At 44.3% G+C, this 11,515-nt stretch carries 19 protein-coding genes; 16 read left to right on the top strand and 3 right to left on the bottom strand.

Features of this window, described 5'->3' with window-relative positions; all coding sequences use genetic code 11:
• Positions 1 to 69: 69 nt before the first annotated feature.
• Genes EGV92_RS10495 through EGV92_RS10485 form a run of 3 tightly spaced genes read right to left on the bottom strand, consistent with a single transcriptional unit; the run spans position 70 to position 931 of the window.
• Entirely contained in the window at positions 70 to 330 is a 261-nt protein-coding gene (locus EGV92_RS10495; protein ID WP_131669232.1) for a hypothetical protein, read from the bottom strand.
• Entirely contained in the window at positions 320 to 691 is a 372-nt protein-coding gene (locus tag EGV92_RS10490; RefSeq protein ID WP_131669231.1) for a CII family transcriptional regulator, read from the bottom strand. The genes EGV92_RS10495 and EGV92_RS10490 overlap by 11 nt, the downstream gene beginning before the upstream one ends.
• A 3-nt stretch (positions 692 to 694) precedes the next feature.
• Complete coding sequence (locus tag EGV92_RS10485; protein ID WP_131669230.1) at positions 695 to 931, bottom strand: hypothetical protein; 237 nt, start codon at positions 929 to 931, stop codon at positions 695 to 697.
• A gap of 149 nt (positions 932 to 1,080) precedes the next feature.
• On the opposite strand from EGV92_RS10485, the gene EGV92_RS10480 reads away from it, so the two are divergent.
• The 16 genes from EGV92_RS10480 to trpC all read left to right on the top strand — a co-directional run bounded on the left by EGV92_RS10480 (position 1,081) and on the right by trpC (position 11,482).
• Entirely contained in the window at positions 1,081 to 1,776 is a 696-nt protein-coding gene (locus EGV92_RS10480; protein WP_242678695.1) for a S24 family peptidase, read from the top strand.
• A gap of 14 nt (positions 1,777 to 1,790) precedes the next feature.
• Positions 1,791 to 2,036, top strand: coding sequence for a hypothetical protein (locus EGV92_RS10475; RefSeq protein ID WP_131669228.1), 246 nt, complete (start codon positions 1,791 to 1,793; stop codon positions 2,034 to 2,036).
• Positions 2,037 to 2,297: 261 nt separating this feature from the next.
• A complete protein-coding gene (locus EGV92_RS10470; RefSeq protein WP_131669227.1) occupies positions 2,298 to 2,489 on the top strand; it encodes a hypothetical protein in 192 nt (63 codons plus the stop codon).
• A gap of 30 nt (positions 2,490 to 2,519) precedes the next feature.
• Positions 2,520 to 3,026: a DUF7173 family protein gene (locus tag EGV92_RS10465; protein WP_131669226.1), complete on the top strand. Its 507-nt coding sequence runs from the start codon at positions 2,520 to 2,522 to the stop codon at positions 3,024 to 3,026.
• A complete protein-coding gene (locus tag EGV92_RS10460; protein WP_131669225.1) occupies positions 3,027 to 3,260 on the top strand; it encodes a hypothetical protein in 234 nt (77 codons plus the stop codon).
• A gap of 140 nt (positions 3,261 to 3,400) precedes the next feature.
• On the top strand, positions 3,401 to 4,138 hold the full coding sequence (locus tag EGV92_RS10450; protein ID WP_131669223.1) for an ATP-binding protein: 738 nt from the start codon (positions 3,401 to 3,403) through the stop codon (positions 4,136 to 4,138).
• Between the two features lie 2 nt (positions 4,139 to 4,140).
• Positions 4,141 to 4,674, top strand: a complete 534-nt coding sequence (locus tag EGV92_RS10445; protein ID WP_131669222.1) for a DUF669 domain-containing protein — start codon at positions 4,141 to 4,143, stop codon at positions 4,672 to 4,674.
• A 222-nt stretch (positions 4,675 to 4,896) separates the two neighbouring features.
• Complete coding sequence (locus tag EGV92_RS10440) at positions 4,897 to 5,913, top strand: PD-(D/E)XK nuclease family protein (protein ID WP_131669221.1); 1,017 nt, start codon at positions 4,897 to 4,899, stop codon at positions 5,911 to 5,913.
• A complete protein-coding gene (locus EGV92_RS10435) occupies positions 5,906 to 6,211 on the top strand; it encodes a hypothetical protein (protein WP_131669220.1) in 306 nt (101 codons plus the stop codon). Before EGV92_RS10440 ends, EGV92_RS10435 begins: the two co-directional genes overlap by 8 nt.
• Before the next feature lie 2 nt (positions 6,212 to 6,213).
• The gene (locus tag EGV92_RS10430) at positions 6,214 to 7,917 is read left to right on the top strand and encodes a DEAD/DEAH box helicase (protein ID WP_131669219.1); all 1,704 of its coding nucleotides are present in this window, start codon (positions 6,214 to 6,216) and stop codon (positions 7,915 to 7,917) included.
• A gap of 9 nt (positions 7,918 to 7,926) precedes the next feature.
• A complete protein-coding gene (locus EGV92_RS10425) occupies positions 7,927 to 8,127 on the top strand; it encodes a hypothetical protein (protein ID WP_131669218.1) in 201 nt (66 codons plus the stop codon).
• Positions 8,120 to 8,347: a hypothetical protein gene (locus EGV92_RS10420; protein WP_131669217.1), complete on the top strand. Its 228-nt coding sequence runs from the start codon at positions 8,120 to 8,122 to the stop codon at positions 8,345 to 8,347. Before EGV92_RS10425 ends, EGV92_RS10420 begins: the two co-directional genes overlap by 8 nt.
• Positions 8,340 to 8,579: a helix-turn-helix transcriptional regulator gene (locus EGV92_RS10415; protein WP_131669216.1), complete on the top strand. Its 240-nt coding sequence runs from the start codon at positions 8,340 to 8,342 to the stop codon at positions 8,577 to 8,579. Before EGV92_RS10420 ends, EGV92_RS10415 begins: the two co-directional genes overlap by 8 nt.
• A 92-nt stretch (positions 8,580 to 8,671) precedes the next feature.
• The gene (locus tag EGV92_RS10410; RefSeq protein ID WP_131669215.1) at positions 8,672 to 9,322 is read left to right on the top strand and encodes an anthranilate synthase component II; all 651 of its coding nucleotides are present in this window, start codon (positions 8,672 to 8,674) and stop codon (positions 9,320 to 9,322) included.
• An 82-nt stretch (positions 9,323 to 9,404) separates the two neighbouring features.
• On the top strand, positions 9,405 to 10,520 hold the full coding sequence (gene trpD / locus EGV92_RS10405; RefSeq protein WP_131669214.1) for an anthranilate phosphoribosyltransferase: 1,116 nt from the start codon (positions 9,405 to 9,407) through the stop codon (positions 10,518 to 10,520).
• A gap of 116 nt (positions 10,521 to 10,636) precedes the next feature.
• Positions 10,637 to 11,482: an indole-3-glycerol phosphate synthase TrpC gene (gene trpC / locus EGV92_RS10400; protein WP_131669213.1), complete on the top strand. Its 846-nt coding sequence runs from the start codon at positions 10,637 to 10,639 to the stop codon at positions 11,480 to 11,482.
• Positions 11,483 to 11,515 lie beyond the last annotated feature (33 nt).

Below are 11,515 nucleotides of genomic sequence, written 5' to 3'. Positions count from 1 at the left end.
AATTACCTTGTCTTCTACGACTAATTAAAGACACCGAAACCCCAGTCAGTTGCCTCTGATTGGGGTTTTTTATTTGTCTAGGTTTTTTATATTGACCTGTCCTACTGAGTAGATTGTCTTCTTAAAGCTTTTTTCCATCGCTGACACAATTGCTTTTTTAACTCTATCTTGCCAAGCGTCCAAGCGCTTACTGTCATCTGTATTTGGCTTAGTGGCTAATCTGCATTTGACTGGTGATGTGAAAAAATCACGACCTTTGTACTTGCAGTGAGCAATTGGCTGTCCGCGATTAAAATCAACGTCGATATCTACTCGCATATTAGTTAGCATTTACTAAATCCTTTCTTGTTAGCTCAGAACGTGGACTAAACATTCGGCGTACAAATTCAGGAGAGCCGTAAGCTTTACTGAGCATCACCGACATAATGTCAATCATCTCGCCCTCGCAATAAATCGCCTCAGCATCCACAAGCTTTATATCCATCACGGCGCACATAACGGCAAATAGCTCTAAGTCGCCCTTGCCTTCAGCCGTATCTTTAATGCGACTCATCTTGCTTTCGCTAATACCTACAGCTTCAGCTACTACGTTTTGACCATGATCTGCAAGACGCTGCAACAAAAAACGATGGTTATCCCGTGCTATTTCACGCGTCGGCTCTGATAATTCATGTATGGGGGTATGGCACATTTATTAAGCTTCCTCTAGTTCGGGTTGGAGTTGAGACTCTTCTTCAGAGTCAGCAATGTAGTAGCTAATATGTTTGATATCCTCAATGTTTTTCACTAAAAAAATTTTAGGGTGGGCAATTTTTGCATCGCGAGAAATTCCGCGAGTTAACCAGTTATGTACGGTGGTGTAGTTATATCCAAGCGCATCAGATATAGCCTTTACACCACCTAATTTTTCAATTAGCTCTTTATCGCTCATGGGTTACTCCTTGGATAAACACAATAAGGCTAATAGTACACATAGTGTGAATAAAAAGCAATGCTTACTTTTCATGGTGTGCAACATATTATCCACACGCCGTGTAAAATATACATATCATTATATTGGGGTGATTTATGCACGAGAGTATGAAACGCCTGATTGAGATAGCAGGTACTAGCAAGAAATCAGACATTGCAATTGATTTGAATGTGGGTGCGTCTACTGTGACAAACTGGGCTAAACGTGGCGTGTCTAAGGAAGGCGCTTTGGCAGCTGCTAAAAAGTATAAAGCTGATGCCAACTACATTTTAAACGGAGAGGTGGCTAGAAAATCAAAGCCTAGTATTGATGAGTTAAAAGCACAAATTAGCCAGATACAAAAGAGTGGCGGCGAATCAATAACTCCATCGGGAACTCAAAAAGTCAGTATGAATAATCTTGGTGATGTTCCGATAATTAGCTGGGTAGCTGCTGGCAGCTGGACAAGTATAGAGCCAGTAACACTCGAAGATCGTCTGGGCGGCGCACCTCGACCATCCAACTTATCTAAAAATGGCTTTGCGTTAATTGTCCGTGGACGGAGTATGCAGCCAAAATATGACCCTGGAGATATCATCTATGTAGAGCCAGAAGTGGGTTTATTCAGCCTCAAGGATGGCAATTTGGTGGTTGTGCAGTGTAATGACGACACTGAAGCAACTTTTAAACAATTGGTTATTGGCGATACATTAGATGATATGTACTTAAAACCACTTAATCCAGACTGGCCAGATCAAGAGATGCGCCCTATGGGAGAGTGCACTTTGGTGGGCAAAGTTATCGGCAAGTTTGTTGCTTGTTGATCATAGGAGGACTTATGGATTTATCTTATTTCTTGGGTGGGCTTATATTTTTAATATTAATCCCTCTTATTAGGCTAGCTGTAATTAACTTTAAAAAAGACCAAGTAAAAAGAACTCCTACTTGGCAATATTTACTCGTATTTATATTCATGTCTCTAATTATGCTAATTGGTAATCATGAGCATAAAGTCCTACTAGTTATAGCGGCAATGCCTTTTTACTTATACGCTCTCTATCATGAACGTCAATTAGATGTCTAAACACGCTCGGAACTTTCTGACCCGCTAATCAAGCGGGTTTTTTATCGTCCTTAATATACACACTATGAAAATAAATGCACATTTTGTGAATTTTATTGTTGACATAAATACACACCGTGTGTAATATGAACACATCAAGACGAAAACGAGCTAGCAGCACTAGCCGAAATTATTTAACAACTTAATTCAATAGATAGTTATTAAGTCGTAGTCAGTTACCAGATAGCTGACTACTGCGTACTAACTATAGAGGCTCTCACTATGAGTGATTTTGCCAAAAGCTGTCTACTCACCATTACTGCATTAACACTTTTTATAGTGATTTATCAGTTATTGGGTGACGCTCTAGACAAAAGCTTTGCAAGTAATGATGCCGTTGTTGAGCATCATAAAGCATATATAAGCCCGTCCGACCAGCTAGTGATTAGCTGGAACGATAATTCAAGCAAGTAATCAACCAACTCTAATAAAAGGAACGTAAAAATGAACGCATTTATTACCCAATCAGTAAAAGCAACCAATGCCAATCCTGCTCTTGCAGCGTCAGCACTAGCAAACAGCCACGCCACAGCTCAAGCCCCTGTTACTGGCAGTATCGCAGAACAAGCGCCCAACGATTTAGACCTCCTTGCTGAAGAATGGCAGTCAATGAAAGATCTTGAAGCTCAGGCGAAAGAACGCCGCTATGAAATCGAGCAAGAAATTATCACTTTGGTTGGCGTCCTCGATGAAGGTACGACCAACGAAGAAACTGACTGCTTTAAGGTAAAAACCGTCGGCAAGCTTACTCGTTCATTAGACGATAAAGCCATTCAAGCGGACTGGGATAACTTGCCAAGCGAGGTTAAACAGTGCTTTAAGTTCAAAGCGTCACTAGACACCAAGAACCTTCGAGCGCTAGAAGCCATGCGTAGCGACTTAGTACCAGTCATGGCTAAGTACATAACTACTAAACCTGCCAAGCCCAGCGTGTTAGTGGAGGTTAAATAGATGGCCGTCAACTCAAGCAATATCGCAAATATGGCGACATTAGAGCAATCGAAGGCGATTTGCGAAAGAACACTAACCAAGCGCGAACAAATAGCAGCTATGGCTATGCAAGGTATTTTGTCTAACTCAGGCGTTATGACTGAGTTTAAGTCTGCACATGCAGTTCGCTACGCCGTGTTACTAGCTGACGCATTAATCGAAGAATTAGACAAAGTGGGGTTAACCAATGGCTGAAGTAGCTGACTGGGAAACTGAATGCGATTGTTGCGGTCAGGTTCCCACCATTAGGGACGTGGGTATGTGTGCAGCTTGTACGTTTGGCGAAGCAGATGCTCAGCAAGAATTAATCAATGGCGAAATGAAGGACTTTAATAATGGCTATCAAACTAACTACCACACGCGAACAAGCAAAAACAAGCGGCGTTAAGGTGCTGGTCTACGGTCAAGCTGGGGCAGGTAAAACCGTTCTAGCAGCTACCACGCCAGACCATGCTAAGACAATCATATTATCCGCTGAAGCGGGCCTGCTCTCTATCGCTGATGCTGATATCCCTGTCATCGTCATCGAAAGTATAGAGGATTTAAACCAAGCTTATGAGTGGCTAGTCAATGACCCACAAGGCCAGACATTTGAATGGGTGTGTCTAGACTCAATCAGCGAAATTGCAGAAGTGGTGCTAAACGCTGCTAAACGAGCGTCCAAAGATCCACGGGCTGCTTATGGCGAAATGCAGGAGAAGGTAGAGACGCTAATCCGCTCCTTCCGCGACTTGCCGCGCAATGTTTACTTTAGCGCCAAGATGGAAAGTTACCAAGATGACGCTGGTGTCGTGCGCTATCAGCCAATGCTGCCAGGAAAGCGCTTACCGGCTGGCTTAGCATACTTTTTTGATGAAGTGTTTTTTCTGCGAGTTGAAAAAGATGAGCATGGTCAGCCTATACGCTATCTACAAACTCAGCCTGACATCAAATATCAGGCAAAAGACCGCAGCGGCAAATTAGATGCTGCGGAGTGGCCAAACCTAGCTGCCATTGCTGCGAAGATTCGTGGCGAGCAGCACCAAACGCAAGTAACGCAACCAATCAATCAAAATGAAACTCAAGGAGCATAACAATGGCTTTATTAAACATGCAGTTTAATCAAACAGAAATCGCTGAAGCTCAAAAAAGCGACTTTGACCCAATTCCTGCGGGCACTTATGTTGCTGAAATCACTCGCAGCGAAGTTAAAGATAACAACTCAGGTTCAGGCAATCGCTTAAGTCTTGGTCTTAAAATCTTAGAAGGTACACACGCTGGGCGTCTTATCTTTCAAGATATCACTTTACGTAACACCAATCAGGTTGCTGAACAGATTGGCCGTAAGCAAATGGCTCAACTGTTCCATGCTTGCGGCAAGCTTGGCGTCCAAGACTCAAGCGAGCTACATGGCATTCCGATGGAGATCAAAGTAGCTATTCGCATTGATAAAACCGGCCAATACGACCCAAGCAATGAAGTCAAAAAGTTTGCTCCAGTGGCTGGTAAACCAACCATGCAAGCGCCGACCATGCCGCAGCAGTCACAACCTGCTCAAGCGCAAATGCCGCTCACTCATCAAGCACCAGCTGCCCAGCAAGCTAATAAGCCAGTGTGGCAGCGTGGGTAATCAATTCCGTTACGGAAATCCCCGTAATGGTCACCAGATGGTGCTGTATCAGAGCCATACACGCTAGGGCGTGCTCTAAATTTTAGAGTCCCTATTGTAAGAAAACCGATACCGACTGACTGGCGTAACCAGTCACTTTACTTGAGTTAATTGGTAGTTCTCGTCGTCTGCCAGTTAGCTCAAGTAAAGTTAAAACGTAAAAGATGCAAATAAGGAGCGAAAATGGCAAACCTCACTGAATTTACCAAAGACAACGCCACTCTTAATGCTCTCTATGAGGGTATCAAAGCAAAGCATAACGAGCAGCCACGGCGATATCTTGGTGGCTCAATTATTGGCAAGTCTTGCGCCCGTCAATTGTGGATGGATTTTAGATGGGTGCACTTTGAAGACTTTGATGGTCGCTTACTGCGCTTATTTGAAACTGGTCATCTTGAAGAGCCGCGCATTGTGCAAAACATGCGAGACGCTGGCATAGAAGTCTATGACGTTGATGACCGCACTGGCGAACAATTTGGAGTTATATTCCACGGCGGCCACTTTCGTGGTCATGCGGATGGCGTAGCTCTTGGCATCTTAGAAGCGCCAAAGACTTGGCATCTTTGCGAATTTAAAACGCATAATGATAAATCATTTAAAAAACTTATCAATGAGGGCGTAGAGAAATCAAAACCCATGCACTATGCACAGATGCAAGTTTATATGCTTGGTCTTGATCTAACCCGCGCTGTCTATATTGCTAAAAATAAGAATGATGATGAGCTTTATGTTGAGCGCGTCAAGCTTGATAGAGCTGCAGCTGAGTCGCTTGTTGAACGAGCTGCCCGGATAATCTTTGCAAACGAACCGCCAATGAAGGTTAGCGAAAAGCCAGACTGGTTCGAATGCAAATTTTGCCCCTATAGCGACTATTGCCATGGCGGCACTGAAACTATTCCGAGTCCGCTACCAAACGTTAATTGTCGCACTTGCATACACAGCACGCCGCAGCCTGATGGCACATGGCTATGCGAGCATAGTAATGAAGCCTTGAGCTATGACAAACAAATGCGGGGCTGTGGTGATCATAGATGGGTGCCTCAGTTACTACCAAATCTTAAGTTTGTCGAAGCTATTGAGACCGATATAGGCGCTCTGATTGTTAAGTATCGTCTTTTAAATACTGACATTTATTACTTTAACAATGGCAATGGCTCACTTGTGACCCGTGAAGAATATGAAGAGGTTGGATATGTCTAATTCAATACTGAAACCAAGCGCGTTATCTGACGCAGAGCTAATTGATGACGCTATAAACTCTGATGATATATTGGCTCAAGAATTAGCAAGACGACTTGAATATCTATTGCCGTGTGAGCCTATGTGTAGTTGTGAGGATTGCTTATCGGCTGCCTACACAGAGTATCAACTTGAGGCGCTTAGCTGTGGCTATGACGATGTTGCGCCAGAAGCCATAGAAAATCTTGTCGAACTTGGCAAGAGCTGCATTATTGGCGTTTTAGCGCTTATTGGATACCAAGTTAAAAATAAGGATTAAAAATGTATCAACTAAGACCCTACCAAGAGCGAACGCTCAATGAATTGTATGACTGGCTCCAACGCCACCCTGACGGCAATCCCATCGTTGATGCCTGCGTAGGCGCAGGTAAATCAATTATCATCGCTGAATTTTGTAGACGTGCCATCGAGCAATATCCACAGACTCGCATTGTTATGTGTGTAGCATCCAAAGAACTATGTCAGCAAAACCTAGACAAACTCAGAGCGATATGGCCAGAAGCCCCCGCAGGTGTTTGCTCTGCTAGTCTTGGTCATAAAGACGTTGAGAGCCAAATCATCTTTGCGACCATTGGCAGTATCGCTAAGCGCGCTCATGAGCTTGGCACTGTTAACTTACTTATAGTTGATGAGTGTCACAACGTCAATCCTGACAATGCTGGTATGTATCGAAGCTTTATCAACGATCTAAAAACTTATGGTAGTCCTTATCTATGCGTTATCGGCTTTACCGGCACACCCTTTAGGGGTGATGGCGTGTGGCTATGGCAAGGTAAAGATCCCTTATTTGCAGGCACTGCCACACGTGTGAGCATGGATGAGCTACTCGAGCAGGGTTACCTTGCTCCGCTTGTCGTCGATATTGACACACCAAAAATGATTGATACAAGTGACGTTAAAGTGGTCGCTGGCGATTATGTAGTTAAAGAGCTTGAGGGTGTCGCCATTGATCCTGCCATCATCAAAGCCACGGTTGACGATATGTTTATGCGAGGCGGCGAGCGAAACAAGTGGCTGATATTTTGCGTTACTATCGACCACGCTCAAGCTGTACTTGACGAGGTGCAAATGATTGGCGGCATGAATGCTCAAATCGTTACCAGCAAGACGCCAATGAAACAGCGAGCTACGATTTTAGAAAACTATAAATTGCCGTACGGTCATCCTGATAGCGTCAACTGCTTGGTTAACGTCGCTTGCTTAACGACTGGCTTTGACGCGCCAGAGACTGACTTGATTGCTTTGCTACGTCCTACTAAGTCGCCAGTGTTATATGTACAGATAGCTGGGCGAGGTATGCGAATAGCTGATGGTAAAAAGGATTGCCTGTGGCTGGATTACACGTCTACCACTCGTGACCTCGGCCCGGTGAATTTAATCAAAGGCCGCAATAAACAGACTGCAGCAGTTGACCAAGGCGCACCGTTTAAATACTGCTTAGAGTGCGGCAATCCTAACCCCATCCATCTTGATGAATGTATTGAGTGCGGCGCACCAATGCCAAGTGAGTCAAGTGACCCGCACGGTTTTAGAGCAGGTAAGGCACTACCATTGCATGGCTTTCAACCGCTACCAGAGGAGTGGCTGGACGTGCAGCAAATTGGCTACTACAAGCACCCTGGCAAGAATGGCAAGCCGCCTACCTTGCGGATTGACTATTACTATAGCGAATTAGATGAGCCAATCAGCGAATGGAAGTGCTTTGAGCATGACGGCTTTGCTTTAAGAATGGGCTGCCAATGGTGGGCTGACCATATGCCTCATGCATCTGTGCCTTTTACTGTCGATGAGGCATTGGAGCGCATTCATGATCCTAGTAAAGGAGTTATCACATTGCCCACTCGAATACTTGTACAAGACGATGGCAAGTATAAGCGCGTTAAAAAATACCAATATGGCAATACGCCGCATGTGCCAAAAGTAATTAGTTACCAGTCAGCCACCAATAATTTAATGCCATTTTAAGGAGGTTGTATGAACAATAACACCCGCTACGGAATCATAGAACAATTGCCCTGTGGTCGAATACGTCAAATCGGCATGACTAAAGAGCAGCAAGAGCTACTAAAAATGTCTATGGCGGCTATATCAGAGAGTACGCAGCCATTTGCTCACATGCCTGAGCAATACGATTTAGTTTTAAAGAGCGATGGAGGGGTGGTAAATAATGTCTAAATACCCCGAATTTGAACAAACGACAAAAATTGGTGGACTTAATTGCGACTATATCGGACGTCAAGCAGGCATTGATTTTTATCAAGATGGAGACACTGATAAGAATATTTTATATGGCGTTAAAAATAGCGAGGTGATTCTTGAGCTATTCGCAGATTCGTTGAGCGAGGTTGGTCATCTGGTTGAGTTTAGTATGAGAATGGAGGTGAGTGATGATTGAGTCTAAAGAAATGAAAGTATCAGCATCAGAAGAACGTCGAGTAAGAATCAAAGAGTTCAGTAAGCGTCTTGGTCGATCGCGTGCAACTTTCGACAGATGGGTAAAAAGTGGTAAGATACCAAAACCAGATGGTCGAGACCCTTATCCATATTGGCTGCTTTCAAGCGTCAATAAAATCGTTACTGGAATAAGTGAATCTGAGCAAGAAAATAATAAAGAAGAGGCCGCTTAATAGCGGCCATTTTATACTAAGTGAGTAATATTGTGAGTAACACCATAGCCATTATTATAAAAACCCTTTAGAATCAATGATTTAGGCTCTATATGCTACTTCTTATCGACAACCATGACAGCTTTACTTATAACATAGTGCAGTATTTACAAGAACTTAAGCAAGACGTCGTCGTGTGGAAAAATGATGCCTTTGAGCTAATAGATATTCATCAATTGGCACCCAGAGCTATTATCATTGGTCCTGGACCTTGTCGCCCTAGCGATGCAGGACTGTCTTTAGCGGTCATTGAGGCGTTTAAATTCTCGATACCTATACTAGGGATTTGCTTAGGTCACCAAGCCATTGGGCAAGCTTTCGGCAGTACTATTGTGCAAGCAAAAGAGATTATGCACGGCAGACTTTCTGAAGTATATCATCGTGGTCAAGGGGTGTTTGAGGACTTACCTAACCCGTTAAAGGTGACGCGCTATCACTCTTTGGTGATTGATAAAGCGAGCGTGGCTGACAGTCTTGAGGTTACGGCTTGGACCCAAGATGCTAAGGCGCAATCATTAGCAGCAGATAGCTACCATGAGTCTGTAGAGATTATGGGCATTCGCCACCGCTCTCTACCAATCGAAGGCGTCCAATTTCACCCAGAATCTATCTTGAGTCAAGCAGGCTATCAGTTGCTAAATAACTTTTTACAAAAGCATGGCCTAGCGGTACTTAATAATAAGAATTTGCCTTGCCTAGGTTAAGCCACTAAAGAGTAGCCCTCAATGTGAGTGAGCCATAGCAAAGTTAACAATTACTGTAATATCTACTAATAAGAGAGTTTGTATGTCAACATCTTCTGATTTTTCCCGCCCCCATACCCCAGATGATATCCGTGCGATGAGTGATGAGCAGATAGTCCAATGCCTGACTTCTGCCCTTAACCGTTTGTTAGAGCGAATTGATTTAACCTTTGATGAGATGCGTAATGTCATGCTCATTATTATGCAAGGCAGGTGTGGTGATGCCATGATGGGCGCGATACTTACCGCTCTGCGTATGAAGAGTGAATCTATTGTTGAGATAACAGCAGCAGCCAGTGCCATGCGTGAATTGGCGGATAATATCACGCCAGAAGGCTGCAATTATTTGGTCGATATCGTCGGCACTGGTGGTGACGGAGCGAATCTATTCAATGTCTCGACAGCATCGGCCCTAGTGGCAGCAGCAGCAGGCGCTCAAGTAGCCAAGCACGGCAATCGCGGTGTCTCGACCAACTCTGGCAGTTCAGACTTATTAGAGCAAGCAGGTATTAGCCTAGGCTTATCCCCCGCGCAAGCGCGCAAGTGTATCGAAGAGCAAGGGATTGGCTTTTTATTTGCGCCCAATCATCATAGCGCTATGCGTCATGCCCTTCCAGTACGCCGCGCTCTAAAAGCACGAACTATCTTTAATATTTTAGGACCATTGACCAATCCTGCTGGCGTCCCTAATCTTGTCATTGGGGTCTTTACTGATAAACTTTGTGAACCTCTAGCCAATGTGATGAAAAACCTTGATGCCAATCACGTCATGGTCGTCGGTGCCCAAGATGGTCTTGACGAGATTAGCTTAGCAACCTCGACCACCGTGGCCGAGTTAAAAGATGGTGAGGTGAGCGTCTATGAGATTGTGCCTGAAGATGCGGGTATTGAATCCCAGACCTTGATTGGTCTTAACGTTGACTCCCCCGCTGATAGTCTGGCGCTAATCCGTGATGCGCTATCTGGTACGGATACTAGCAATCACCGAATATTAAAAGCACGTGATATGATTGCACTGAACGCGGGCGCGGCTATCTATGTCGCAGGGCTAGCCAGCAACTATGCTAATGGTGTCAGCCGCGCACAAACCGTCATTCAAAATGGCATGGCATTGACTAAGCTTGAGGAGCTAGCCACTTTTACCCAGTCCCTTGGATAAAATAGCTCTTCAGGTAATAAACTCATTTATTGGCGTATATCAAACACCTGCCAATCTATACCAATATTTGATCACCATAGATATTCGTCCTTTTAATCGCAATTTACTGGATCATCATGACTGCTAATTTACATACCCCCTCCGTTTTGCGGCGAATCGTCGCTACCAAAAAAGAGGAAGTTGCTGCTGCCAAAGCGTTGCTTTCCTTATCAGAGCTACAGGCGCAAGCAGATAGTATTACCACACCTCGTCGTGGTTTTGCCAGTGCCTTACGTGCTGCTAATATTGGCATCATTGCAGAGATAAAAAAGGCGTCTCCATCCAAAGGGGTTATTAATCATAATTTTGACCCGGCTATGTTTGCAGAGCAATACGCTAAGGCTGGGGCCAGCTGTCTTTCGGTACTGACGGATAAACAGTACTTCCAAGGTCATGATGACTATCTTCAAGCAGCTAAAGCCAGTTGCCAGCTACCCATTCTACGAAAAGACTTTATGATTGATGAGTACCAGATTTATCAATCCTATGTCTTAGGCGCAGATTGTGTGCTGCTGATTATGGCCTGTCTAGACGATGAAACGGTGAAGAGGCTTCACACAGTAGCCACCGGTCTGGGTATGGATGTATTGATTGAGACGCACACTGAACAAGAGCTTCAGCGCGCTCTTAATCTTCCGCATTCAGCGCATAATATCTATGGTATTAATAACCGTGACCTCAATACCTTTAGCGTCGATCTGCAAACCTCAATCTCATTAAAGCAAGTATTAGTAGACGCTTTTGCTACTGATGAGCAGACGCCATTACTGGTCACCGAAAGTGGTATTCATAGCGCTGGCGACGTGGCATTGATGCAGTCACACGATATTCACCATTTCTTAATCGGTGAGCAGTTTATGAAAACGGATAATCCTGGTCATGCGTTACAATCCTTACTTGCGAGCGTGGCACTAAAACGCTAAGGTAGCGGCATTATCCCTGATTTTAATTAATTA

Origin of the sequence: Psychrobacter pygoscelis, assembly GCF_004335015.1 — a bacterium.
GTDB lineage: Bacteria > Pseudomonadota > Gammaproteobacteria > Pseudomonadales > Moraxellaceae > Psychrobacter > Psychrobacter pygoscelis.
This window is presented reverse-complemented; position numbering and strand designations above follow the sequence as displayed.

Excerpts from the sequence above, each read along its gene's own strand:
- EGV92_RS10495 (WP_131669232.1), bottom strand. The coding sequence starts at position 330 with ATGCTAACTAATATGCGAGTAGATATCGACGTTGATTTTAATCGCGGA.
- EGV92_RS10490 (WP_131669231.1), bottom strand. The coding sequence starts at position 691 with ATGTGCCATACCCCCATACATGAATTATCAGAGCCGACGCGTGAAATA.
- EGV92_RS10485 (WP_131669230.1), bottom strand. The coding sequence starts at position 931 with ATGAGCGATAAAGAGCTAATTGAAAAATTAGGTGGTGTAAAGGCTATA.
- EGV92_RS10480 (WP_242678695.1), top strand. The coding sequence starts at position 1,081 with ATGAAACGCCTGATTGAGATAGCAGGTACTAGCAAGAAATCAGACATT.
- EGV92_RS10475 (WP_131669228.1), top strand. The coding sequence starts at position 1,791 with ATGGATTTATCTTATTTCTTGGGTGGGCTTATATTTTTAATATTAATC.
- EGV92_RS10470 (WP_131669227.1), top strand. The coding sequence starts at position 2,298 with ATGAGTGATTTTGCCAAAAGCTGTCTACTCACCATTACTGCATTAACA.
- EGV92_RS10465 (WP_131669226.1), top strand. The coding sequence starts at position 2,520 with ATGAACGCATTTATTACCCAATCAGTAAAAGCAACCAATGCCAATCCT.
- EGV92_RS10460 (WP_131669225.1), top strand. The coding sequence starts at position 3,027 with ATGGCCGTCAACTCAAGCAATATCGCAAATATGGCGACATTAGAGCAA.
- EGV92_RS10450 (WP_131669223.1), top strand. The coding sequence starts at position 3,401 with ATGGCTATCAAACTAACTACCACACGCGAACAAGCAAAAACAAGCGGC.
- EGV92_RS10445 (WP_131669222.1), top strand. The coding sequence starts at position 4,141 with ATGGCTTTATTAAACATGCAGTTTAATCAAACAGAAATCGCTGAAGCT.
- EGV92_RS10440 (WP_131669221.1), top strand. The coding sequence starts at position 4,897 with ATGGCAAACCTCACTGAATTTACCAAAGACAACGCCACTCTTAATGCT.
- EGV92_RS10435 (WP_131669220.1), top strand. The coding sequence starts at position 5,906 with ATGTCTAATTCAATACTGAAACCAAGCGCGTTATCTGACGCAGAGCTA.
- EGV92_RS10430 (WP_131669219.1), top strand. The coding sequence starts at position 6,214 with ATGTATCAACTAAGACCCTACCAAGAGCGAACGCTCAATGAATTGTAT.
- EGV92_RS10425 (WP_131669218.1), top strand. The coding sequence starts at position 7,927 with ATGAACAATAACACCCGCTACGGAATCATAGAACAATTGCCCTGTGGT.
- EGV92_RS10420 (WP_131669217.1), top strand. The coding sequence starts at position 8,120 with ATGTCTAAATACCCCGAATTTGAACAAACGACAAAAATTGGTGGACTT.
- EGV92_RS10415 (WP_131669216.1), top strand. The coding sequence starts at position 8,340 with ATGATTGAGTCTAAAGAAATGAAAGTATCAGCATCAGAAGAACGTCGA.
- EGV92_RS10410 (WP_131669215.1), top strand. The coding sequence starts at position 8,672 with ATGCTACTTCTTATCGACAACCATGACAGCTTTACTTATAACATAGTG.
- trpD (WP_131669214.1), top strand. The coding sequence starts at position 9,405 with ATGTCAACATCTTCTGATTTTTCCCGCCCCCATACCCCAGATGATATC.
- trpC (WP_131669213.1), top strand. The coding sequence starts at position 10,637 with ATGACTGCTAATTTACATACCCCCTCCGTTTTGCGGCGAATCGTCGCT.